The following is a 23931-nucleotide window of genomic DNA, read 5'->3' on the forward strand; positions in this document are numbered from 1 at the left end:
CATGGGCAACCGACTCTCTCGTATCTATACCCGGACCGGCGACGACGGCAGCACCGGCCTGGGCGACGGCAGCCGGACCGGCAAGGATGCATTGCGCGTCAATGCCTACGGCACCGTGGACGAAGCCAATTCGGCCATCGGCGTGTTGCTGGCCGCACCCAGCGTGCCGGAGCCGATTGCCGCCTTGCTGACCACCGTGCAGCACCAGCTGTTCGACCTCGGCGGCGAGTTGTGCATCCCCGGCCACGCGGCCATCGACGCGGCCGACATCCAGGCGCTGGAGCGCCAGCTGGATGCCTTCAACGACACCCTGCCCGCACTGAAGGAATTCATTCTGCCGGCCGGGGGCGAAGCCGCCGCGCGCTGCCACCTTGCCCGCACCATCGTGCGCCGGGCCGAGCGCGAGACCGTCGCGCTGTCGCGTCAGGAAGCGGTGCGCAGCGAGGCGATCGGTTACCTCAACCGCTTGTCCGACCTGCTGTTCGTGCTGGCGCGCGTGCTGGCGCGTGCCGATGGTCAGCAGGAAGTCTTGTGGCGGCACGACCGCCGACGTGGTTGAGCATGTGCCAGAGTCGGCGCCGAGGCTAGAGTTGCCCCATGTTGGTCTTTACCCATCCCGCCTGCCTCGGTCACGACGCCGGCCCTGAGCACCCGGAAAGCCCTGCCCGCCTGGAAGCGGTGGTCGACGCCCTGCGCGCCGCATTCCCGGATCTGGATTGGCGCGAGGCGCCGTTGGCCAAGCTGGGCGACCTGTGCCGCGTGCACGAGCGCGAGCAGGTGGATTCGGTACTGGAAACGGCCTTCGACGGCTATCGCCAGCTGGACGTGGACACGCGCATGGTGCCTGCCTCGCGCGCAGCCGCCTTGCGCGCCGCAGGTGCCGGCATCGCCGCGGTGGACGCGGTGATGCAGGACCAGACCCGCACCGCCTTCTGCGCAGTGCGCCCGCCCGGCCACCACGCCACCGCACAGGTGTCGATGGGATTCTGCCTGTTCAACAACATCGCCGTAGCCGCCGCCCACGCGCGCGATCGGCATGGTCTTGAGCGCATCACCATCGTGGATTTTGACGTCCACCACGGCAATGGCACGCAGGCGATCTTCGAGCGCGACCCGGCCGTGCAGTACCTGAGCACCCATCAGTCCGGGCTGTATCCGCATTCGGGCAGCGTGTACGAGCGTGGCGTCGGCAATATCCACAATCTGCTGCTGCCCCCGGGCAGCGACGGACTGCGCTTCCGCAATGTCTGGGAAGACGAGATGCTGCCGCTGGTCGATGCCTTCCGCCCGCAATTGATCCTGATCTCCGCCGGCTTCGATGCGCATTTGCGCGATCCGCTGGCCGACCTGATGCTCGACGACGACGATTTCGCCTGGCTCACCGGGGTGCTGCGCACCCTGGCCGACCGCCATGCGCGCGGCCGCGTGGTGTCCATGCTGGAAGGCGGCTACGACTTGCAGGCGCTGCGCGAAAGCAGCGTGGCGCACGTGGCGGCGCTGCGCTGAATCCCTGTCGGGGCGCCAGTCGCGCCACCGATTGCGATGAACCTCGTCCTCCCGACGCCGGCACTCTTCATTGCCCCTATGCGGGCTATGCGGCAAGCTAGTGGCCATTTTATTGGTTGAACCCCCGCGTGCGCCGAGCTCTCCGCCTGCTGCCCCTGCCTTTGAGCATCGCCATGTGCCTTCCTGCCATGGCTGCCGACAAGCCGTTGAACTGGGGATTGTGCCCGGCCGTGGACCCGCTACCCGGCTTCGACGGCGCCCCCGCGGCGGACCCCAAGGCGGCCGAAATGCGCCAACAGTTGCCGACCGACATCGAAGGCGACCAGCTCTCCGGCACCAACACCACTCCGCAATACCAGGGCAACGTGGCGCTGAAGCGCGGTGATCAGTTCCTGGGTGCGGACAACCTGCGCATGGATACCGAAACCGGCAATTACATTGCCGAGGGCAATGTCCGTTATCAGGACACCTCCTTCCGCATGGTCGCAGACCGCGCCGAAGGTAATCAGGACACCGACACCCACAAGGTCACCAACATCCAGTATCAGTTGGTGGAGCGCCGCGGCAATGGCGACGCCGAATCGGTGGATCTGCAGGGCCAGGTCGGGCAGATGCACCGCTCGACGTACACCACCTGCGACCCGTCGCAGCCGATCTGGCGCGTCCGTGCCCCCGAGATCGACGTCGACAACGAAGAGGGTTTTGGAACCGCGCGTAACGCTGTCCTGCAGATTGGCAAGGTGCCGGTGCTGTATTTCCCGTGGTTCAAGTTCCCGATCGATGACCGCCGCCAGACCGGCCTGCTGTTCCCGCAGTTCGGTTTGTCCGGCCGCAACGGCTTCGATTACCTACAACCGATCTACCTCAACCTGGCGCCGAACTACGACGCGACCCTGCTGCCGCGCTACATGAGCAAGCGTGGTTTCATGTTCGGCACCGAATTCCGTTATTTGTACGACGGCGGTCGCGGCGAAATCACCGGCAATTATCTGCCCAACGACAAGTTGCGCGACAAGGACCGCGGCAGCGTGTTCTATAGCGGCTACCACAACGTCAACACCTACTGGCAGGCGCGCAGCAGCATCGCTTGGGTCAGCGACACGCGCTACGTTGAGGACTTCACCAGCCGTATCAACGGCATGGGCTCGGCGTCCAGCCTGCAGAGCACGGTGGGTATCTACGGCACTGGCGAGACCTGGACCGCAGGCCTGATGGCCGACCGCTGGCAGCTTACCGACTACACGCTGGACGAGCAGGCCCTGCCCTACAACCGGCAGCCGCGCGCGTATTTCACCTGGGAAAAGCCGCTGGGCATTTTCGAGGCGGGCGTGTACGCAGAGGCGGTGCACTTCACCCACGACGATTCGTACCAGGTGAATTTCATTCCGAACGCCGACAACAATAATAGAAACGGCGACGAGTACGTCCGCACCAACATCCGCAATAAGCAATACGGAAGCGGCTCTCGCCTGGACGTCAAACCGTATATTTCGATGCCGCTGTCTGGCGCAGCTTGGTTTGTGACACCGACGGTGGCATGGCGTTACACCGCTTACCAGCTGGACTCCACGCTGGCCACCACCCCGCCATTGACCGGCAATCGCTCGCCCACGCGCAGCCTGCCGATCGCGTCCGTGGACGCCGGTCTGTATTTCGATCGCGAGACCTCGCTGTTCGGCACCAACTACCTCAATACGTTGGAGCCGCGCATGTACTACCTGTACGTGCCGTACCGCGACCAGGACGATCTGCCGGTGTTTGACACCCGTCCGTTCACGTTCAGCTACGGGCAGCTGTTCCGCGATACCCGCTACACCGGTGCCGACCGCCAGAACGATGCCAACCAGTTGACCCTGGCGGTGACCTCGCGCTGGCTGCGCCAGGACGATGGCCGCGAGAAGCTCTCGCTGAGTGCCGGGCAGATCCTGTACTTCAGCGACTCGTTGGTCACCATCAACAACAGCAACAACTCGGCAGCTGGCAGCGAGCAGACCATCGACCAGGGCAAGTCCGCCTGGGTGGCTGACGCCAACTACATGATCAACGACCGCTGGTCGATGGGCGCCACCTACCAGTGGAACCCGAACTCGCGCAAGGAAGATCTGGCGAGCATGCGCACGCGCTACCTGCTGAACAACGACGGCATCATCAACCTGGCGTATCGCTATCGTCGCAACCTTGTCGACAACAGCGACCAGCTCAAGCAGGCCGACTTCTCCTTCCTGTATCCGATCAGCCCCAGCTGGAGTGCGGTCGGTCGCTACTACTACTCGCTGCTGGACCGCAAGCCGCTGGAAATCATCGGTGGCGTGCAGTGGGATAGCTGCTGCCTGGCGGTCCGCGGGCTGGTACGCCGGTTTGTGCGTAACCGCGATGGCCAGATGGACAACTCCATCCAGGTGGAGTTCGTGCTGAAGGGATTGAGCTCGTTCGGGCAGAACACGGACCGCACTTTGCGCCGTGCTATTCTCGGTTATTACCGCGACGACCTGTACCTGGTCCCGCCCAGCAACACCACGACCAATCCGGACGATTACGATCCGAACCTGATTCCATGACCAAGCCTTTCTCTGTTCTTCTTGCCTCGTTGCTGGTAATCACCAGCACGGTCTCGCCGCTGGCATCGGCGCAGCAATCCCAGCCGCTGGATCGTATCGCCGCTATCGTGGACGAAGACGTGGTGCTGCAGAGCGAGCTCGATCGCGCTGTACGCAACGTCAAGTCGCAGTATGCCGGTCGCGAAAACCAGCTGCCGCCGGACGACGTGTTGCAGCGCCAGGTCCTAGAGCGCCTGATCCTGGTCAAGCTGCAGGTCGGCCGTGCCGATGGCAGCGGCATCCGCGTCAGCGACGAGGAGCTCAACCGCGCCATCGCCAGCATCGCTCAGCAAAACGGCACCACCGTGGACGGCTTGCGCCAGAAGCTGGCCGCCGACGGCATGGGCTACGCCGATTTCCGCGCCTCGGTGCGCGACGAAATCATTGTGCAGCGCCTGCGCCAGAGCTTTGCGCAGAGCCGCATCAGCGTGAGCGAAGGCGAAGTGGATACCGCGCTGGCTCAACAGGCCGCCACCGGCAGCCAATACCACCTGGCGCACATCCTGATCGGCTTGCCGGAAGGCGCGACCGCCGAGCAGATCGCCACTGGTCAGAAGAAGGTCGATGGCGTCAAAGCCTTGATCGACAAGGGCGAGTTGGACTTTCCGGCTGCTGCGGTGCGTTATTCGGACAGCCCGAATGCGCTCGAAGGCGGCGATCTGGGCTGGCGCAGCCTGGATGAAATTCCCAATGCATTTGCCCAGCTGATTCGCGATATGAAGCCAGGTCAAGTGGCCGGACCGCTCCGCGGCCCGAGCGGCTTCCAGTTGCTCAAGCTGGTGGAAATGCGCGACGCCAATGCCGGCGGCGAAAAGAAGGTGGTCACCGAGTACAACGCACGCCACATCCTGGTGCGGGTCGGCGACAACCAGACCGAGGCGCAGGCCAAGGCAAAGATCGATACGATTCGTGCGCGCATCGTCGGTGGTGCCGACTTCCAGGCAACGGCCAAGGAGTCCTCCGAGGACACCAATAGCCGCAGCCAGGGTGGCGATCTGGGCTGGTTCCCGGCTGATGCGTTCGGCCCGGACTTCGGCAAGCAGGTCGAAGGCTTGGCAGATGGCGCGGTGTCTGAGCCATTCCGCACCCAGGCGGGCTGGCACATCGTGCAGCGCGTTGGTAGCCGCCAGACCGACGTCAGCGCCGAGAACCAGCGCGCGCAGGCCCGTGAAACGATCGGCCGCCGCAAGCTGGAAGAAGAGTACAACCGCTATCTGCAGGAACTGCGTGGCGAAGCGTATGTGAGCTACCGCACCGGCGACCGCGCCGATGACAATGCCACTGCCGCTCCGGCCAAATCGGCAGATCCTGCAGCGCCCACGCCGCCATCGGCAAAGCCGACGCGCTGAGGCCGGGCGCGGCAGATAGCATGATGGTCCCGTCGCTCGCGCTGGTACCAGGTGAGCCAGCCGGAATCGGGCCGGAGCTATGCGTCCGGCTCGTCCAGCGGCCGCGCTCGGATGCGCATCTGATTGCCTACGCCGATCCAGATACCCTGCACAGCGCCGCGAAGGCGCTGTGTTTGTCTGTGCGCCTGCTCGATCCCGACCAGCCGGCGCGCGCGCCTGGCGACCTGCCACTGCATCCCGTTCGCCAAGCCGTGGCGACACGCTTTGGCGCGCCCGACCCGGCCAATGCGGCGGCAGTGATTGCCGGCCTGCGCGGGGCGGCGGGCGACTGCCTCGCCGGCCGCCTGCAGGGCATCGTGACTGGCCCGGTGAACAAGGCGGTGATCAACGGCGGCGGCATTCCCTATACCGGCACCACCGAACTCCTGGCCGAACAAGCCGGCTGCCCGGTGGTGATGATGCTGGCCAACCGCATCGTGCGCGTCGCCCTGGTGACGACTCATCTGCCACTGCGTGCCGTCGCCGATGCAATCACCGCCGATGCCTTGCTGCAGTGCCTGCGCATCACCCATGCAGCGATGCAGCGCGACTTCGGCCTGGAGCATCCACGCATCGCCGTGCTCGGCCTCAACCCGCATGCCGGTGAGGAAGGACATCTGGGCCGCGAGGAACTGGATATCGTGATTCCGGTGCTGGAGCACCTCCGTGGCGAAGGCATGCAGCTGATCGGCCCGCTGCCGGCGGACACCGCATTTTTGCCGCAAAAGCTGAGCGGCTTTGATGCAGTGGTGGCGATGTATCACGATCAGGGCCTGCCGGTGCTCAAGTACAGCGGCTTCGAGCAGGCAGTGAACATCACCCTGGGCCTGCCCTACCCGCGTGTGGCGGTGGATCACGGCACCGCACTGGAACTGGCCGGCCGCGGAATCGCAGCCCCTTCCAGCCTGATGGCGGCCACCGAGCTGTGCGCGCGATTGGCGGCACGCCGCTTATCCGCCAGGTCTTAGAGCGGCCAATAGACAACTGCCCTGTCGTCAGACTGGCACGACCGGTGCTCGGTTCGGCATGTACCTTTCGTACACCGCGGTTCTGAGCCCACCGCCTGCGCCCGCCTGACAACGCTCGCTACGTGTTGGTACAGACTCTTAGTCTGCGCAAACGACGCCGCGTGTAGGCGCCGCCTCCGTTAAACTGCGCGGATGAATTCTTCTTTCAGCGCACCGGCCAAGAAGTCGCTTGGTCAGCACTTTCTTGCCGACCGGTATTACATCGACCGCATCGTGCAGGCGGTGGATCCGCGCGCCGGCCAGCATCTGGTCGAGATCGGCCCGGGCCAGGGTGCCATCACCTTTCCGCTGCTGCGCAAGCATGGCGCATTGACCGTCATCGAATTCGATCGCGACCTGATCGCACCGTTGACCGAAGCCGCCGCACCGATCGGCGCGTTGCGCATCATCCACCGCGATGTGCTCAGCGTGGATTTCACCGCGCTGGCCGACAGCACGCCGATCCGCCTGGTCGGCAACCTGCCCTACAACATCTCTTCGCCGATTCTGTTCCATGCGCTGGACCATGCCGGCGCCGTGGCCGACATGCACTTCATGCTGCAAAAGGAAGTCGTCGACCGCATGGCCGCCGGCCCGGGCAGCAAGGTGTACGGGCGACTGAGCGTGATGCTGCAGGCGTATTGCGAGGTGACGGCGTTGTTCGTGGTGCCGCCAGGTGCGTTCCGGCCGCCGCCGAAGGTGGATTCGGCGGTGGTGCGGCTGGTGCCGCGCGACCCGGCCACGGTGCAGATCAATGACCGCCGCCGCTTCGCCGATGTGGTGCGCGCCGGGTTCGGGCAACGCCGTAAGACCTTGCGCAATGCCTTATCCAATGTCTGCGAGCCAGCCCACTTTGAAGCTGCGCAGGTGCGCCCGGACGCACGCGCCGAACAACTCGAGGTCGCCGATTTCATCCGGCTGGCCAATGTCGAGCTGGCTTGAGCGCCGCTCCCACACTGTTTTATTTAGACTTTCGCCATGCACGATGATCCGCGCTACAGGGTCGAGGTCGAGGTATCGCCCCGCTTCCTCGCCCATCAATCCGCCCCGGACGAAGGCCGCTATGCCTTCGCCTACAGCATCCGCATCCAGAATGCGGGCGCGGTTCCTGCGCGGCTGATCGCGCGCCACTGGCAGATCACCGATGGCAACGGACGCACCGAGCAGGTCGATGGCGAAGGCGTGGTCGGCGAGCAGCCGTGGCTGCGCCCGGGCGAGGCCTTCCATTACACCTCCGGCGTGCTGCTGGAGACCGAGCAGGGACAGATGCAAGGCCACTACGACATGGTGGCCGACGATGGCACCGAATTTATCGCCCCGATCGCCGCCTTCGTGCTGAGCGTACCCAGGACGCTGCACTGATGAATGCTGGACTGAGGGAGCGCGCGCAATGAGCGTCTGGGCAATCGGCGACCTGCAAGGGTGCTACGACATCACCCAGCGGTTGCTGGAAAAAATCAATTTCGATCCCGCGCAGGACACGCTTTGGTTTTGCGGCGACCTGGTCAACCGCGGTGGGCAATCGCTGGAGACGTTGCGCCTGGTGCATTCGTTGCGCGCGCACAGCGTGGTGGTGCTGGGCAATCACGATCTGTCGCTGCTGGCGATCGGCGCGCGCTCGGAAGAAGAGCAGCGCAAGGTCAACCCGGATCTGCTGCGCATCGTGCTGGCCGAAGATCGCGATGCGCTGCTCGATTGGCTACGTATGCAGAAGCTGGCGCACGTGGACCGCGAACTGGGCTGGATGATGATCCACGCGGGGTTGGCGCCGAAATGGACCACGCAGATGGCCGAGAAGCATGCGCGCGAGGTCGAGCAGCAACTGCAAGGCGGCGGCTATCGCAAATTGCTGCGCAATATGTACGGCGATCAGCCGGGCTGGTCGCCGGGCCTGAGCGGTTACGACCGCAGCCGCGCGATCATCAATCTGTTCACTCGCATGCGCTATTGCACCCCACGCGGGCGCATCGCCACCGACGACAAGGGCACGCCGGGAACGCAGGCGCAGGGCCTGTATCCGTGGTTCGAAGTGCCGGGACGGGTCGAGCGCGATCTGAAGATCGTCTGCGGGCATTGGTCTGCGCTGGGCCTGACGATCACCCAGGGCGTGCATGCCATCGACACCGGCGCGGTGTGGGGCGGCAAGCTCACCGCCTTGCAGCTGGATACCGACGAATTGCGCGTTGTGCAGGTACCCGGACGTGAGGTGACCGGACCGGCACCTGTCGCACGCGCACCGCGACGTCCACGCGAGCGCCAGGGGCGTCCGCGTTCGCGCGGCAACCGGGGCAATGCGGGGAACGCTGCGGTGCCGCTGAAGCCGCCAGTCGATACCCCACAAGACTGACTGCGCAACCAGCCCGCCATCGTGATCGCGGGCGTTCGACAGCGCAGAACTCAGCGGCGCGCGTAATCCACGAATGAAAACGTAGCGGCGTGTCGGTCATCGGCAGCATGCAACTCGCGCCTCACAGGCGACCACACTGCCGGGTCGATCGGCGGGAAATGCGTGTCGGCACTGTCTACTGCCGTGTCCACTTCGGTCACGGCCAGCAGATCCGCATGCTCCATGGTCAGGCGGTACACCTCGCCGCCACCGATCACGCATAGCTCCTGCGCGCCGTTTTGCACGGCGCGTTCGATCGCCTGCTCCACCGATGCCACCGCCTGCATGCCGTCGAACGGCACCTGCCCCGAACGCGTCAGCACCAGATTCAATCGCCCCGGCAACGCACGCCCGAGAGACTGCGCCGTCTTGCGCCCCATCAGGATCGGCTTGCCCAGCGTCAGCGCTTTGAAGCGCTTGAGATCGTCCGGCAATTTCCACGGCAGATCGTTATCGCGGCCAATGGCGTTATTGCGGTCGAAGGCGACGATCAGGGTGACTTTCATGCGTTCGGATATAGCTCGTTATAGATTTTCATTGCCGCTTTCCGGCCAAGCATCCCGACCAAAAAAGCGGCCAAATAGCACACAGCAATCCCGCCAAGCGCAGCCGACGACTGTTCGCCGAGCACTTTTGCAAGCTCTAGCCGCTCGCCTTTATACAGCGCGACGCCGAAAAATCCGATCGGTGCTATCAGAAGCACACTTGTCAAATTGACGAACAGACTTGCCTGCATAGACATCAGCGAGTCTGCAAGTTTTTCCCTTGCTTTAATCGAGTTCTTAGCCATCACACGCTTCCTTCTAAATGAGGGATAGCATGCAGTGCCCTGGTCTCACTAATCGAGACCAGGAGTCATACTGCCACTGGCGCCTTGATCGCCGGATGCGGGTCGTAGCCTTCGATGGCGATATCTTCGAAACGGAACGCGAACAGGTCGGTGACTTCGGGATTCAGACGCAAGGTGGGCAGCGCACGCGGTGTGCGCGTCAGTTGCTCGCGGGCCTGCTCGAAGTGGTTCGAGTACAGATGCGCATCGCCCAGTGTGTGCACAAAATCGCCCACGCTCAGCCCGGTGGCTTGCGCCACCATGTGCGTGAGCAGCGCATAGCTGGCGATATTGAACGGCACGCCCAGAAAAATGTCGCCACTGCGCTGATAGAGCTGGCAACTGAGCTTGCCGTTCACCACGTAGAACTGGAACAAGCTGTGGCAAGGCATCAGCGCCATCTGCGGTAGCTCGCCAACGTTCCAGGCGCTGATCACCAGCCGGCGCGAATCAGGGTTGCGCTTGATCTCGTTCACCAGCCACTGCATCTGGTCGATCTCGACACCATCGGGGCCGGTCCAGCGCCGCCACTGCTTGCCATATACCGGACCGAGATCGCCGTTGTCGTCGGCCCACTCGTCCCAGATGCGCACCTGGTTGTCTTTCAGATAGCCGATATTGGTGTCGCCCTGCAGGAACCACAGCAGCTCGTGGATGATCGAGCGCAGGTGCAGCTTCTTGGTAGTGACCAGCGGAAAGCCGGCGTTGAGATCGAAGCGCATCTGCCAGCCGAATACGCTGCGCGTGCCGGTGCCGGTGCGATCGGACTTTTCGGCGCCGTGCTCCAGCACGTGCTGCAACAGATCCAGGTAAGGCTTCACTTGGCAGCCTTCACGCCTGCGGGCGTCGGCAAGGCTGGCTGCAACACCGGCGCGCGGCGCGACACCGCCAGCAACACCAGGCCAACGGCAATCAACGGCAGGCTCAGAATCTGGCCCATCGTCAGCCAGTTGAAGGCCAGATAGCCGATCGGCGCATCAGGCACGCGCACGAATTCCACGATAAAGCGGAACACGCCGTATAGCAGCGCGAACAAACCCGAGACCGCATAACGTGCGCGCGGCTTCATCGAGAACGTCCACAACACCACGAACATCACCACGCCTTCCAGTGCAGCTTCATAGAGCTGCGAAGGGTGGCGTGCGAACTGGTTCAACGCACCGGCGGCGTACTGCGCCTGGATCTGCGCAGGTAACTGGTCAGCCAGTTCCGGCGCATGCGGGAAGATCACGCCCCAGCCGGCCTGGGTGAACTTGCCCCACAATTCGCCGCCGACGAAATTGCCGAGCCTCCCGAAGCCAAGACCCAACGGCACCAGCGGCGCGACGAAATCCATCACATCGAAGAAGTGCAGCCGGTGCTTGCGCGCCCACAACCAGCAGGCGATCAATACGCCGAGCAGGCCGCCGTGGAAGCTCATGCCGCCTTCCCACACCTTGAACAGGATCAGCGGGTTGGCCCGGAAAGTCTCGAACGCATAAAACAGCATGTAGCCGATGCGCCCGCCCAGCACCACGCCGAGCATGCCGTAGAACAGCAGATCGGAAAAACCGTCCATGTCCACGCCGGGCAGGCGGCCGCGCAGGATGCGCGAGCGGCCCAGCGCCCAGGCGGAAAAGAAGGCCGCCAGGTACATCAAACCGTACCAGTGCACCTGCACCGGGCCGAGCGAGAAGGCGATGGGGTCGATGGCGTGCAGATAGATCATGCGGACCGCGTATCACGAAAAAGCGAGGCGGCTATTCTGACACCTTGCGCGCGATCAGCCTAAGAGCTGTGGGCGGTCAGGTAGCTCGTCTTCATGCTGCGCATCGTCTGCGGCCGGGAAATGCTCGGCCAACAGCTCGGTCACCGCCTCGATGCCGGCCAGGACCGCCGCTTCGTGCTGGCCTTCGCGCAGGAACTGCTGCATGCGCCGGCATACCTCTGCCCAGCGCTCTTCGGGCACCCGACTGCGCAGGCCGCGGTCGGCGACCACTTCGATGGCGTGGTCGGCCAGCAGCAGGTAGATCAGCACCCCATTGTTGGCCTCGGTGTCCCAGGTGCGCAATTGCGCGAAGGCCTGCTCGGCACGCTGGCGGGCGCTATGCCCACGCCACAACGCGTCCAGCGGCAGATCGGCCTCGACCGCCACCATGATCTGGCCGGTGTGGGAACGCTCGCTAGCGGAGACCGCCGCTGCAATGGCGTCCATGCACGCGGCTGGAAAACTACGCTGCGCCGAGGGCGCGAAAAGATGCCTGAGCCACCGCATTACCAGCTCCCCGAGGCGCCACCGCCTCCTGATGACCCGCCGCCGCCACCCCAGCCGCCGCCACCAACGAAGCGTCCAGGCGAGCCAGCGGCAAGGCCGGCCAGCAAGCCGATCACCGCTGCGCCCGCGCTGGCGAACAGCAACGACGTAAACAGCAATGCCGCGCCGCCCGCAGCAACCCCGGTCAGCAAGGCGCGAAGCGGGCGAGGTAACGCGCCCAGGATGCCGCGCGCGACCATGGCCACCACGAAGCCGACGAACAGCGCCATGATCCAGCCACCGCCGCCCGCGCCGTTGCCGCCATCGGCATGTCCACTGACCGGCGGCGGCAGGGCCTCACCCTCGATCAGGCCGGCCAACGTCGCGGTTGCAGCACCGATGCCGCCGGCGTAGTCGCCCTCACGGAAGCGCGGCGCCAGATACTCCTGAATGATGCGGTTGGCCGTGATGTCGGGGATGGCGCCTTCCAGGCCGTAACCGGGCTGGATACGCACGCGGCGGTCGTCCTTGGCCACCAGCAGCAGCACGCCGTCGTCCACGCCCTTGCGGCCAATCTTCCACTGATCGAACACACGCTGGGTGTACTGCTCGATCGCTTCCGGCTGCGTGGTCGGCACGATCAAGATCTGCAGCTGCGCGCCCTTGCGCTGCTGCAAGGCCAGCGCCTGTTGCTCGAGTTGCTGGATCTGCCCCGCATCCAGGGTGCCGGTGACATCGACAACCGGCGAGCGCAGCGGCGGGATGGCAGCCAACTCCTGCGCCAGCAGCGCCGCCGGCAGCAGCAGCAACGCCATCATCCACACCACTCCCAAAGACGTTCGCCGCATTGCCAACTCCTCATCTGATGCGCGCTGATCGTCGATCAGCGCTGGGTTTTGCTACTGCTTCTCCCTGCGGGATATTTGCCCCTTACAGAGAGATAAAGGTGCCGGAAACGGCGCCACCTGGGGCTGGGACGACTGCCGGGCCCCGCGTCATTCCCCTGCTCCCGACCGGAAAGCTCTCCGCCTCGACACGTTCTGTTGGCTTGGTCCGCAGATGCGTACGGATGTGCTGCTCGGCGTGCGTTGCCTTGGCGCGTGCCTAGGGTGCTTTGGCATCGCGCGTACGGCGTTTGCTACCGATAATTGCGCGGGCACCGCACACGCACGGTCGCTGATTACTGGGCAGGCTGCGGCGCGGGCTGTTGCTGCGGCGTCTGCTGATGACCGAAATCCACCTGCGGAGCGCGCGAGATCTGCGCTTCGTTTTCCACGCTGAAATTCGGCTTGGGCTGATATCCAAACATCTTCGCCGTGATCACCTGCGGGAACGAACGGATATAGGTGTTGTAGTCCTGCACGGTCTGGATATACCGACCACGTGCCACGGTGATGCGGTTTTCGGTACCTTCCAGCTGCACCTGCAGATCGCGGAACGACTGGTCCGACTTGAGCTGCGGATAGTTTTCGCTGACCACCAACAAACGCGACAGCGCGCTACCCAGCTCGCCTTGCGCCTGCTGGAACCGCTTCAATGACGCTTCGTCATCGGCATTGACCTGGATCTGGCCCACGCGCGCGCGCGCATTGGTCACTTCGGTCAGCACCTGGCGTTCCTGCTGGGCATAGCCCTGCACGGTGCGCACCAGATTGGGAATCAGATCGGCGCGACGCTGATATTGATTGAGCACTTCCGACCAACCGGCCTTGACGCCTTCTTCCTTCTGCTGGATCGCGTTATAGCCGCAACCCGACAGCGAAGCGGTCAGGACCAGCAACGCCAGGGCGCGAATCAGGACAGGCATGCAGGCGATTCCGTTGAAAGAGAGCCCGAGCATGCCATGGGCCAAGTCAAGCCCGCATGCACATGGCCCTGCCCGGCTCGCTCGCCGGTGGTACCGCCGCTTCAGAACAGCCGCGGTAGCAGGATCAATCCCCAGCACAGCAGCACATTGATCAGCAGCACGAACACCGCGGCCGACCCCATGTCCTTGGCACGCCCGGCCAGTACGTGATGCTCCGGGCCATAGCGTTCGATCACCGCCTCGATCGCCGAGTTCAATAGTTCGGCAGCCAGCACGATCAACAACGGTGCGATCAGTGCAATACGCTCGAGTCCCGACTGCCCTAGCCACAGACCGAGCGGTACCAGCACCGCCGCCAGGCAGACTTCCAGCCGGAACGAGGATTCATGCAGCCACGCCGCGCGCAATCCCTGCCATGACCAGATCGCCGCCTTGAGCATACGGCGCGGGCCGCGCGGCACGTGCCCCAATTGATCAGCCATGCGTCAGCGCTTCCCGCCGTGAAGGCGAATATGGGAACAAATCGAACGCATGGCAGGGTCGCTACTGAGGAAAGTGCGAATCTTGCACCGTGACGCTCCGCCCCGCCAGCGGCAGCCGGTTTGCCCTCAGCTTCCAGCATGGCGCACCATGACAGCTTGCCTCACTGCTCAAGGTTCCTGCATGCCCCTCTATCGCCTGCGCACGGTGCTGTGCGCCCTCGCCCTGTTGTCCGGCCATGTGTCCGCCGACGCACTGCACACCGCTCCCGCCGTGCCGACGCAGGTCTCCAACGCCGCTTGGGAAGAAGACATGCAACGCTTCGCCGAAAGCGACGCACGTCAGCCGCCTCCCAAGCACGGCATCGTGTTCGTCGGCAGCTCGTCGATCCGGTTTTGGGAGACGCTGGCCGAGGATTTCCCGGGCAAACCGGTCATCAACCGCGGTTTCGGCGGCTCGGAAGTGCGCGACAGCACGTGGTACGCAGACCGCATCGTGATTCCGTATACACCGCGCCAGGTGGTGCTGTATGCCGGCGACAACGACCTCAACAGCGGCCGCTCGCCCGAGCAGGTGCGCGATGACGTGCTGGCATTCGTGACGCGCGTTCGCCGCGATCTGCCCGAGGCACGCATCAGCTATCTGTCGATCAAGCCCAGCCCGTCGCGCGCGCAACTGCTGCCGGAGGTCATCACTGCCAACCGGCTGATCAAGGAAGCGCTCGCACCGCTACCGCGCGTGGACTTCGTCGACATCTACACGCCGATGCTAGATGCCAGCGGCAAACCGCGCGCAGAACTGTTCCGCGCAGACAGGCTGCACATGACGGCCGATGGGTACGCGATCTGGCGCAAGATCGTGGCACCGGTATTGGAAGACCGCTAAACGCAATGGAATCGATCCGGCGCGCGGCGTCGGATCGGCCAGTGCGCAGGCGATGCGCTGGTCAACGCTTCATCATCTGCAGCGCGCATGTCGGCGCGGCGGCAAAGCGTCGAAGTCGCTACGGCATGCAGCTGATTTAGCCATCTGCTATTCCGCACGCAGCTGACGTCGCTCGGCGATGCGCGAGAGATCGCAGCAAGGCTCAACCATCTTTAACCTCGCTGACAGCCGTTACAAGAGCGTAGGCATCGGCGCGCTGCGCTGGTCGCACCGCCATTGATCGTTGTGGCTGCAGAGCTGCTGAATTTGGCGATCGACGCGGCGATCGAATCCCGCCTGCCGCAGCCGTTGGTACGCTTTGCCGGTATCTGCTGCCGGGCTACGTAGCCGGCAGTAAGACGTGATCAGCCAACGCCATGCCTACCGACCGCCACCTCAGGCCACGACCACCGCCACCGAAGTTCCGACGCCGGGTTCGCTCTGCAATTCGATGCGCCAACCGAAGCGGTCGCAAAGCCGGCGCACGATCGACAGGCCCAGGCCGGTGCCTTGCGGGCGGGTGGGGTCGGCGCGGAAGAACGGTTCGAACGCACGTGCGCGCGCTTCCTCGCTCATGCCGATCCCGGTGTCACGCACCACGATGCGATCGTGCGTCACCTCGACATCGATGCTGCCGGTATCGGTGTAAGCGCAGGCGTTACGTAACAGATTGCTGAGCACCACGCGCATGACCCTGGGCGGTGCGAACATCTGCAGGCTACGGTCGCCGACCATGCGCAATGAGACCGGCTTGTCGCCAAGCAAGTCACGCGCGCTCTCGACTTCTTCTCTGGCTAGTTCGGCGACATCGAAGTTTTCGCTTTGCGGATCGATCTCGGCTTCGCGTGCCAGGATCAGGAATGCGTCGATCACCGCTTCCATATCGTGGCCGGCACGCTGGATGCGGCGCAGGCTGCGCTGCGTGCGCGTCGGCAATGCGTCGTCGGCCAATGCCATGTCGCTGGCCACGCGGATCACCGTCAGTGGCGTACGCAATTCATGGCTGGCATCGCGGGTAAAATTGCGTTCGCGCGCCACATGCTCGCTGACGCGTAGCCCTAACGCATGCAACGCTGCGGCGAGCTGGCGTGTTTCGCCCTGTAATTCGGCAGGCAGCCGTTCCGGAGCCAGTTCGTCCACATCCGGGTTACGTGGGTCCCATTGCGACACACGCCGCGCCAGCCAGCTGATCGGCGAGACCAGCCGTTTGGAAACACGGTAGGTCACCCAGGACACGCCGTAGATCGCCAGCAACACCACGATCGCCGGCACCACGCCGAACCACAGCGTCAGATGCGCCGCACGCGAGCGCGGAAACACCAGATACAGGCGCCCCTCCGGACGTTGATCGACATACACCAGTGCATCGGCGGCAGCGACTTCACTGAAACCCGGCGACTGCGCACGCAGCGCGGGCGGCGTGGTATCGGCAGCAGCGCCTGCGGGCGAAAAGTACCCCTGGATGTTGCGCGTGTTCGGCGGCCGATTGTCCGGCACGCTCTTTTGCATCTGCCAGAAATGCACCGCCTCGTCGGCGAGCACGGTGCGCACCAGGCTGTATTTGACGACGAACGACACCAGATACCCGGCCAGCACGAGGGCAAGACTCGCCAACGCGACCTGCAACAGGAAGGCGAGACGTATTTTTCGCGGGAGCCCGTGTGGCATTGCTGCATCCAGGGGAGAGCGCCGGAGTATAGGCAACGCTTCCGTGAGTCCGTCGTGCAACCAGCCGGCAGCACGGGAAAACGATCGGCGCGTGGGCGCCTACACCGCGGCCGGCCGCCAGAACGGCGGCCGGCCGAGGACATCAGGCCATCGGTTGGGCGATGTCGGCGATGCGATAGCCGGCGCTCTGCACGGTGTGCAGCAGCGGGCGGTCGAACGGCTTGTCGATGATCTTGCGCAGGTTGTACAGATGGCTACGCAGGGTGTCCGAATCGGGCAACCCGTTGCCCCAGATCTCGCGCTCGATTTCCTGGCGGGTCACCACACGCGGCGATTCGCGCATCAGGATGGTCAGCAGGCGCAGGCCGATCGGCGAGAGCTGCAACTCGGTGCCGGCACGGGTGGCGCGCATGCTCACCGGATCGAGCACCAGGTCGGCGACCTTGAGCACTTCCGAACCCACCTGGCGGCGCTCGCGGCGGATCAGGGCACGCAGGCGCGCTTCCAGTTCCTGAATCGCGAACGGCTTGGTCAGGTAGTCATCGGCGCCGAAACCCAGACCGGTGAGCTTGTCGTCCAGCGTGTCGCGGGCGGTTAGCATCAACACCGGAGTGGACTTGCGTGCGTCGTTACGCAGGCGGCGACACACTTCGATACCGTCCAGGCGTGGCAGCATGAGGTCCAGCACGACCACGTCGTAGCTGTTCTCGGCGGCCAGACGGTAACCGTCCAGGCCGTCCTGCGCGTAGTCGACCTCGAAGCCACGGCCTTCCAGGTATTCGCCGATCATTTCGGAGATATTGCGATTGTCTTCGACGACCAGCACGAGGCCGGACGTTTCCTTGGTCTGACGCATGGACTTTCCTCGGTCTTCAGCTTTGTGAAACATGCCGGATCGACGGTGGAAAGGGTGTGAAGAGTGGATAACGTTTTGCTTTGCTCAGCGTTTAGCGGCCGAGCAGCGGACGCAACGCAGGCCACACCGTTTCCAGCACCTTCGGCTGCGCAGCGGCGGTGGGGTGTAGACCGTCGGCCTGCATGAGCCCAGGCTGCAACGCAACCTTTTCCAGGAAAAACGGCACAAGCGCGGTTTTGTACTGTCTGGAGAGGTCGGCGTAGGTCGCCTTGAGCCGCTCGCGGTAGGCTGGGCCGTAATTGGGCGGCACATCGATCCCGAGCAGCAGTACCTTAGCGCCGGCCTGCTGGCTGAGCTGGACCATCTTTTCCAGGTTGCCCTTGAGCTGGGCCGGGGTCAGTCCGCGCAACGCATCGTTGCCGCCGAGTTCGATCACCACCACGCCGGGGCGGTGCTTCTGCAGAAGGCCAGGCAGCCGCGTCAGCGCACCGGAGGTGGTTTCGCCGCTGATGCTGGCATTGACGACCGCCGGTGGCGTCGCCATGTCACGCTTGAGGCGTTGGTCCAGCAGGGTGACCCAGCCGGACTGCACCGGGATGTTGTGCGCGGCGCTCAAACTGTCGCCGACGACCAGGATCGGCGCGGTTGCGAGCGGACTTTTGGCAGAGGCAATCACCGGCGCAAGCAGGGGGAGTGTCAGCAACCACAAGGCCAGCGCGCCATATCGCAGTGTTCTTTCACGCATTCGGAGATTCCTCATCGACAGTCTGGCCCCCCGCTCCAGCACCCGCACCGCCATCGACGTTCGCGAGGTCGGCAAGTCCGTCATTGGCCCGGAGGGAACGCTCCACATCCTCGACAACGTCAGCTTGACGGTCAGTGAAGGCGACAGTATCGCCATTGTCGGTGCGTCCGGTTCGGGCAAGACCACCCTGCTGGGCTTGCTCGCCGGGCTGGACCTGCCCAGCCGTGGCAGCATCGCGCTCTCAGGCCAGGATTTAGGCAAGCTCGACGAAGAAGCCCGGGCCGCGCTACGTGCCCGCGAAGTCGGGTTCGTGTTCCAGAGCTTCCACTTGCTGCCGGCGCTGACCGCCGAAGAAAACATCGCGTTGCCGCTGGAACTGACCGGACGCGAGGATCCGGCACGGGTGCGTGAGGTGCTGGAAGCAGTGGGCCTGAGCGCACGTGCGCGGCATTACCCGCGCCAGCTGTCCGGTGGCGAGCAGCAACGCGTGGCGCTGGCGCGCGCGTTCGTGGCCAAGCCGCGCATCCTGTTCGCCGACGAGCCCACCGGCAGCCTGGACCAGGCCACCGGCGCGCAGATCAGCGACCTGCTGTTCGCGCTCAATGCCACCAGCGACACCACCCTGGTGCTGGTCACCCACGACACGACCCTGGCGCAGCGCTGCCGTCACATCTACCGCATCGATAGCGGCCGTCTGCATGCACAGACCGGTTCGGCCGCATGAACGTCGTGCGCCAAGCCGCGCGCGCAGTGCGCCGCGAATTCCTGGCCGGCGATCTGCTGACCGTGTTCGCCGCGCTGGTGTTGGGCGTGGCGGTGATGACGGCGGTGGGCACCCTGGTCGACCGGGTCACCCTGGCGCTGACCTCCAGCGCGGCCGAAGTGCTCGGCGGCGATCTGGGCGTGAACGGGCGGCAGGAAATCCCGGCCGATTTCGCCGAAGAAGCCAAACGGCGTGGCCTGAAGAGCACGCGCATGGTCAGCTTCCCCAGCGTGTTGTTCCATGGCGATGCCAGCCAGATGGCCAATATCCGCGGCGTCGGTGCGGGCTACCCGCTGCGCGGGCAATTGCTGGTGTCCAAGGATGGCACCGGGACGGAAGGCAGCGTCGCCAGCGCGCCGCCGCCGGGCCAGGCCTATGCCGATCCGCGGCTGCTGGAAACACTGGGCCTGCGCGTTGGCGAGCGGCTGGAATTCGGCGCCGGCCATCTGACCATCACCGGCGTGTTGCGCGCCGAGCCGGATGCCTCTGGTGAGCTGATGCAGCTTGCGCCGCCGCTGCTGGTCAACCGTGCCGATATCGACGGCGCCGGCCTGCTGGGCCCGGGCAGCCGCGCCTCCTACCGATTGATGTTTGCCGGTGCGCCGGACGCGATCGCCGACCTGCGCGCCTGGCTCAAGCCGCGCGCCAGCGAATACCGCCTGGTCGGCATCGAAGACACCCAGCGCGGCATGCGCGCCGCGTTCGATCGCGCCGGGCGTTTCCTGGCTCTGTCGGCCTTGCTGGCGGTGTTGTTGTCCGGCGTCGCCACTGCGCTGGCGGCCAACCGGTTTGCGATGCGGCGCATCGACACCGTGGCGGTGCTGCGCTGCCTGGGCGCCAAGCAGCGCGACATCCTGGCAATGCTGTCGCTGCAGTTGCTGTTGACCGCGATCCCGGCCTGTCTGGTCGGCATTGGCTTGGGAATGCTGGCGCAGGAAGGCCTCGTACAGGCGCTGGGTAGCCTGATCCCGAACCGGCTGCCGCTGCCGCAGGCCACGCCGGCCCTGGCCGGTGCAGGCATCGGCCTGGTGCTGTTGCTGGGCTTCGGTCTGCCACCGCTGCTGCGGCTGCGCAACGTGCCGCCGATGCGCGTGCTCAACCGCAGTTTTGCCGCGGTGCCGCCAAGCTCGTTGCTGGTCTACGGCGCAGCGTTGGCAGCGACGCTGGCGCTCACCGTCTACGCCACCGGCAACTTGGTGCTGGCCGGCTGGGTGCTGGGCGGCCTTGCCGCGCTGGCACTGGTGGCGATGTTGCTGGGGCTGGGCTTGCTGGCGTTGCTGCGGCCGATCCAGCACCGCCTGCGCGGTTCCTGGAAGCTGGGCCTTGCCTCGCTGACGCGGCGCCGCGGGCTGAGTGTGGTGCAGTTGGTCGGGCTGTCGCTGTCGTTATGCGCGCTCTTGCTGCTGGCGGTGGTTGGCCCAGGCCTGCTTGGCCAGTGGCGCGATCGCTTGCCGGCGGACACGCCGAACTACTTTCTCATGAACATCCAGCCCGAACAGACCCAGCCAGTGCTGCAGACGCTGCGCGGCCTGGGTGTGGAGGGCGCGGCAGTAGAGCCGTTCTCCACCGGCCGCCTGGTCGCCATCAACGACAAACCGCCGGTGCGCGACGATCGCGACCCGCAGGACGACGGCGACGGTGACAACCGTCCAGTCAATTTTTCCTGGCGGCATGCATTCCCGCCGGCAAATACGCTGCTCAAGGGCAAATTCTGGGCAGCCGACAGCACCGCGGCGGAAGCCTCGGTGGAAGAAGGCTGGGCGCAGCGCTACCAGCTCAAACTGGGCGATCGCATCACCTTGCTGCTGGGCGAACAGCAACGCACGTTCACCGTGACCAGCATCCGCAAGGCCGACTGGGATTCGTTCCGGGTCAACTTCTTTCTGCTGCTCAACCAGGGATCGGTCGGCGACGCGCCGTACAACCTGATTTCTGCCTTCCACCTGCCGCCCGGCACTGCGTCCAAGCTGGCGTCCTTGAGCCGCGACTATCCCAATATCTCGTTGCTGGATATCGACGCCATCCTGGGCCGCGTACGCGAGGTGATCGACCAGGTAGCGCAGGCGGTGCAGTTGGTGATGGGCTTCAGCCTGCTCGCCGGCGTGCTGGTATTGCTGGCCGCGTTGCAGGCCACCGCCGGCGAGCGACGTTACGACAGCGCGGTGTTGCGCACGCTGGGCGCACGCCGTGGTCAGTTGCGCGGTGCGGTGCTGGTGGAATTCGGTGCACTCGGCTTGCTGGCCGCCACGCTGGCGGTCACCGCTGCGGCCGTGATCGGCGCGGTGGTCGGGAAGCAGGCATTCGACATCGCGTTGACGCCGGATTGGCCGCGGCTGCTGATCGGCGGCGCATTCGGGTTGGCCCTGAGCCTGCTGGCGGGTTGGTCGGGCACCCGGCGCATCCTGTCCACGCCGCCGGCGTTGGCGTTGCGTAGCGAATAAGCGCAGCCAACAACACAACTGCGCAGCTGTCTGACGGCTGCTCGCTACGTGTTGGCGGCCGCTCCAGGCGCGCGGGAACGCCGCGCATGCTGGCGTCGGCATGCGCTGTGCCGGCAATCAGCGCAACGCAGGTTGCCGCGCGTGCCATGCGGCGCTCGCTAGCCGGGCTTGCATATACCGGCAACGCATAAGCACCTTGCAAATCGTACGTTCGCAGCGGCGACACGACTGCCTACAGTGGCGTGTCCGGTCGCCGACCCAGGCGGCCTTTCGTTGCCGTCGAGGTGCCACGTCATGGTCAGCATCACTTCCGCAGCGCGTGTGCAGACGCCGCGCGATGCGTCTTTCCCCATGCAGAGCTCCAGCGTCAGGATCGTGGCGTTCGATGGCCCGCTGGGCGCCGAGGTGATCGGCCTGGACCTCTCGCGGCCGCTGGATGCCGACACCTTCGCCCGCATCCATCGGGCGCATCTGGATCACCACGTGCTGGTGTTTCGCGATCAACGCATCACACCGGCCCAGCAGGTGGAGTTCAGCCGTCGCTTCGGGCCGTTGCAGATTCATGTGCTGCGCAATTTCCAACTGCGTGGACATCCGGAAGTGCTGGTGGTGTCCAACATCAAGGAGAATGGCGAGCCGATCGGCCTGGGCGACGCCGGACATTATTGGCACTCGGATCTGTCGTACAAGGAAACTCCGAGCCTGGGATCGCTGCTGCATGCGCAGGAGCTGCCTGCCGAAGGCGGCGACACCCTGTTTGCCAACCAGCATCTGGCCTGGCAAACGCTGCCCGAATCGCTCAAGCGCACGGTGCAGGACCTGCGTGCCGAACACAGTTATCTGGCCAAGTACGAAGAGTTGCGCGCGCGTAATCCGTGGCGCCCGGCACTGACGCCCGAGCAGATTTCCGAAGTGACACCCGTGCAGCATCCGGTGGTGCGTACGCATCCGGAAACCGGCCGCAAGGCGCTGTTCGTCAGCGAACATTTCACCACCCGCATTGTCGGCCTTCCCGAAGACGAAAGCCGCGCGCTGCTGCACACACTCTTCGAGCACACCACGCGCGCTGCGCTGGTGTATCGACATCGCTGGCAGCCGCACGACATGGTGTTCTGGGACAACCGTTCGGTGATGCATCTGGCAGCAGGTACGCCGGATCATCTGCGCCGTCGGCTCAACCGCACCACCATCGAAGGCGATGCGCCGTTCTGAGCATGCACCTGTTCCCTCCCCCTTTCCGACTGGAGCGCCGCATGCGTTTGACTGTCACTTCTCACGCGCCCGCGCAGCGCTGGCTTCTTTTGCGGCGTATCGCGCTGCTGGTGTTGGCCGCGCTGCCGCTGCTACATAGCGCGCATGCGCACGCCGAAGGCAAGCTGCGTATCGCCAAACAATTCGGCATCGTCTACTTGCTGCTGGACGTGGCGCAGGATCAAAAGTTGATCGAACAGCAGGGCAAGGCCGCCGGCGTGGATATCGACGTGCAGTTTCTGCAGCTCTCCGGCGGCGCAGCGGTCAACGATGCCTTGCTCACCGGTTCGATCGATATCGCAGGCGCAGGCGTCGGGCCGCTGTTCACCATCTGGGACCGCACGCGCGGCCGGCAGAATGTGCGTGGTGTGGCCTCGCTGGGCAATTTCCCGTACTACCTGATCAGCAACAACCCGCGCATCAGATCCATTGGCGATTTCACTCCAAAGGACCGCATTGCGGTACCGGCGACGGGTGTCTCGGTGCAATCACGTTTCTTGCAACACGCATCGCAACAACGCTGGGGCGACAAGGGTACCCATCAGCTCGACGCGCTGCAGGTCGCGTTGCCGCATCCGGATGCCGCCGCGGCGATCATCCGTGGGCGCAGCGAAATCACCGCGCATTTCGCCAGCCCACCGTTTCAGGAGCAGGAGCTGTCTCGCAATCCGGCCGCGCACATTGTCACCAGCTCGTACGAGATCGAAGGCGGCCCGTCGTCGGCAACGGTGTTGTATGCCACCGAAAAATTCCGCAGCGACAATCCCAAGACCTACCGCGCGTTTGTCGCCGCACTGGATCAGGCAGCGAAGTTCGTCACTGCCCATCCGGAGCAAGCGGCCGATATCTTTTTGCGTCGTAACGGGTCGAGCATCGACCGTGCGCTGGTCCTGCAGATTCTCAAGGACCCCAAGGTGCAGTTCACCGTGGCGCCGCAGAACACGCTGGGGCTGGGCAAATTCATGCAGCACAGCGGTGCGATCAAGCAGGTGCCGGGCAAGGTGAGCGATTACTTCTTCGACGACCCGCTGATTGCGGGCGGGAGCTAAG

24 protein-coding genes are annotated in these 23931 nt (G+C 64.7%); 13 read left to right on the plus strand and 11 right to left on the minus strand.

The window, feature by feature from the left end:
• The first annotated feature begins 1 nt into the window (after position 1).
• From M0D43_RS06750 to M0D43_RS06785, 8 genes are all read left to right on the plus strand, one after another.
• Complete coding sequence (locus tag M0D43_RS06750) at positions 2-559, plus strand: cob(I)yrinic acid a,c-diamide adenosyltransferase (RefSeq protein ID WP_252164031.1); 558 nt, start codon at positions 2-4, stop codon at positions 557-559.
• A 38-nt stretch (positions 560-597) separates the two neighbouring features.
• Positions 598-1506: a histone deacetylase family protein gene (locus M0D43_RS06755; protein WP_252164032.1), complete on the plus strand. Its 909-nt coding sequence runs from the start codon at positions 598-600 to the stop codon at positions 1504-1506.
• 128 nt (positions 1507-1634) lie between these two features.
• On the plus strand, positions 1635-4064 hold the full coding sequence (gene lptD / locus M0D43_RS06760; RefSeq protein ID WP_425510651.1) for an LPS-assembly protein LptD: 2430 nt from the start codon (positions 1635-1637) through the stop codon (positions 4062-4064).
• Entirely contained in the window at positions 4061-5452 is a 1392-nt protein-coding gene (locus tag M0D43_RS06765; protein ID WP_252164034.1) for a peptidylprolyl isomerase, read from the plus strand. Before lptD ends, M0D43_RS06765 begins: the two co-directional genes overlap by 4 nt.
• Positions 5453-5472: 20 nt before the next feature.
• The gene (gene pdxA, locus M0D43_RS06770) at positions 5473-6459 is read left to right on the plus strand and encodes a 4-hydroxythreonine-4-phosphate dehydrogenase PdxA (RefSeq protein WP_260808047.1); all 987 of its coding nucleotides are present in this window, start codon (positions 5473-5475) and stop codon (positions 6457-6459) included.
• A 192-nt stretch (positions 6460-6651) separates the two neighbouring features.
• Positions 6652-7440 (plus strand): 16S rRNA (adenine(1518)-N(6)/adenine(1519)-N(6))-dimethyltransferase RsmA, encoded by a 789-nt coding sequence (gene rsmA, locus M0D43_RS06775; RefSeq protein WP_252164036.1) that lies wholly within the window; start codon positions 6652-6654, stop codon positions 7438-7440.
• Positions 7441-7476: 36 nt separating this feature from the next.
• Positions 7477-7860 (plus strand): Co2+/Mg2+ efflux facilitator ApaG/CorD, encoded by a 384-nt coding sequence (gene apaG / locus M0D43_RS06780; RefSeq protein WP_252164037.1) that lies wholly within the window; start codon positions 7477-7479, stop codon positions 7858-7860.
• A gap of 28 nt (positions 7861-7888) precedes the next feature.
• Entirely contained in the window at positions 7889-8845 is a 957-nt protein-coding gene (locus M0D43_RS06785; RefSeq protein ID WP_252164038.1) for a symmetrical bis(5'-nucleosyl)-tetraphosphatase, read from the plus strand.
• A gap of 50 nt (positions 8846-8895) precedes the next feature.
• Here the strand turns inward: M0D43_RS06785 and M0D43_RS06790 are convergent, their stop codons facing one another.
• From M0D43_RS06790 to M0D43_RS06825, 8 genes are all read right to left on the minus strand, one after another.
• Positions 8896-9390, minus strand: a complete 495-nt coding sequence (locus tag M0D43_RS06790) for a dihydrofolate reductase (protein WP_252164039.1) — start codon at positions 9388-9390, stop codon at positions 8896-8898.
• Positions 9387-9674: a hypothetical protein gene (locus M0D43_RS06795; RefSeq protein ID WP_252164040.1), complete on the minus strand. Its 288-nt coding sequence runs from the start codon at positions 9672-9674 to the stop codon at positions 9387-9389. Before M0D43_RS06795 ends, M0D43_RS06790 begins: the two co-directional genes overlap by 4 nt.
• A gap of 65 nt (positions 9675-9739) precedes the next feature.
• Positions 9740-10534: a thymidylate synthase gene (locus tag M0D43_RS06800; protein WP_252164041.1), complete on the minus strand. Its 795-nt coding sequence runs from the start codon at positions 10532-10534 to the stop codon at positions 9740-9742.
• Complete coding sequence (gene lgt / locus M0D43_RS06805; protein WP_252164042.1) at positions 10531-11421, minus strand: prolipoprotein diacylglyceryl transferase; 891 nt, start codon at positions 11419-11421, stop codon at positions 10531-10533. Before lgt ends, M0D43_RS06800 begins: the two co-directional genes overlap by 4 nt.
• A gap of 54 nt (positions 11422-11475) precedes the next feature.
• Positions 11476-11967, minus strand: a complete 492-nt coding sequence (locus M0D43_RS06810) for a TPM domain-containing protein (protein ID WP_252164043.1) — start codon at positions 11965-11967, stop codon at positions 11476-11478.
• Positions 11967-12794, minus strand: a complete 828-nt coding sequence (locus M0D43_RS06815; protein ID WP_252164044.1) for a TPM domain-containing protein — start codon at positions 12792-12794, stop codon at positions 11967-11969. Before M0D43_RS06815 ends, M0D43_RS06810 begins: the two co-directional genes overlap by 1 nt.
• Positions 12795-13126: 332 nt before the next feature.
• Positions 13127-13753, minus strand: coding sequence for a LemA family protein (locus M0D43_RS06820; RefSeq protein ID WP_101362595.1), 627 nt, complete (start codon positions 13751-13753; stop codon positions 13127-13129).
• A gap of 101 nt (positions 13754-13854) precedes the next feature.
• On the minus strand, positions 13855-14235 hold the full coding sequence (locus M0D43_RS06825; protein WP_101362596.1) for a diacylglycerol kinase: 381 nt from the start codon (positions 14233-14235) through the stop codon (positions 13855-13857).
• Between the two features lie 181 nt (positions 14236-14416).
• Here M0D43_RS06825 and M0D43_RS06830 point away from each other — a divergent pair, with 181 nt between their 5' ends.
• Positions 14417-15118 carry an SGNH/GDSL hydrolase family protein gene (locus M0D43_RS06830; protein ID WP_252164045.1) on the plus strand — a complete coding sequence of 234 codons (702 nt, stop codon included), beginning with the start codon at positions 14417-14419 and terminating at the stop codon, positions 15116-15118.
• A gap of 435 nt (positions 15119-15553) precedes the next feature.
• Here M0D43_RS06830 and M0D43_RS06835 read toward each other — a convergent pair whose 3' ends face one another.
• The 3 genes from M0D43_RS06835 to M0D43_RS06845 form a co-directional block, all read right to left on the minus strand.
• A complete protein-coding gene (locus M0D43_RS06835; RefSeq protein ID WP_252164046.1) occupies positions 15554-16825 on the minus strand; it encodes a sensor histidine kinase in 1272 nt (423 codons plus the stop codon).
• A gap of 142 nt (positions 16826-16967) precedes the next feature.
• Positions 16968-17681, minus strand: a complete 714-nt coding sequence (locus M0D43_RS06840; RefSeq protein ID WP_002811889.1) for a response regulator transcription factor — start codon at positions 17679-17681, stop codon at positions 16968-16970.
• Between the two features lie 91 nt (positions 17682-17772).
• Entirely contained in the window at positions 17773-18441 is a 669-nt protein-coding gene (locus M0D43_RS06845; RefSeq protein ID WP_260808048.1) for an arylesterase, read from the minus strand.
• Positions 18442-18532: 91 nt separating this feature from the next.
• Here M0D43_RS06845 and M0D43_RS06850 point away from each other — a divergent pair, with 91 nt between their 5' ends.
• The 4 genes from M0D43_RS06850 (at position 18533) to M0D43_RS06865 (ending at position 23930) form a co-directional block, all read left to right on the plus strand.
• Positions 18533-19150 (plus strand): ABC transporter ATP-binding protein, encoded by a 618-nt coding sequence (locus M0D43_RS06850; protein ID WP_260808243.1) that lies wholly within the window; start codon positions 18533-18535, stop codon positions 19148-19150.
• Positions 19147-21630 carry an ABC transporter permease gene (locus tag M0D43_RS06855; protein ID WP_252164048.1) on the plus strand — a complete coding sequence of 828 codons (2484 nt, stop codon included), beginning with the start codon at positions 19147-19149 and terminating at the stop codon, positions 21628-21630. Before M0D43_RS06850 ends, M0D43_RS06855 begins: the two co-directional genes overlap by 4 nt.
• A 294-nt stretch (positions 21631-21924) precedes the next feature.
• A complete protein-coding gene (locus M0D43_RS06860) occupies positions 21925-22842 on the plus strand; it encodes a TauD/TfdA dioxygenase family protein (RefSeq protein WP_252164049.1) in 918 nt (305 codons plus the stop codon).
• Positions 22843-22883: 41 nt separating this feature from the next.
• Positions 22884-23930, plus strand: a complete 1047-nt coding sequence (locus M0D43_RS06865; RefSeq protein WP_252164050.1) for an ABC transporter substrate-binding protein — start codon at positions 22884-22886, stop codon at positions 23928-23930.
• Position 23931: the final 1 nt, after the last annotated feature.

This window comes from Xanthomonas prunicola (genome assembly GCF_025266575.1).
GTDB lineage: Bacteria > Pseudomonadota > Gammaproteobacteria > Xanthomonadales > Xanthomonadaceae > Xanthomonas > Xanthomonas prunicola.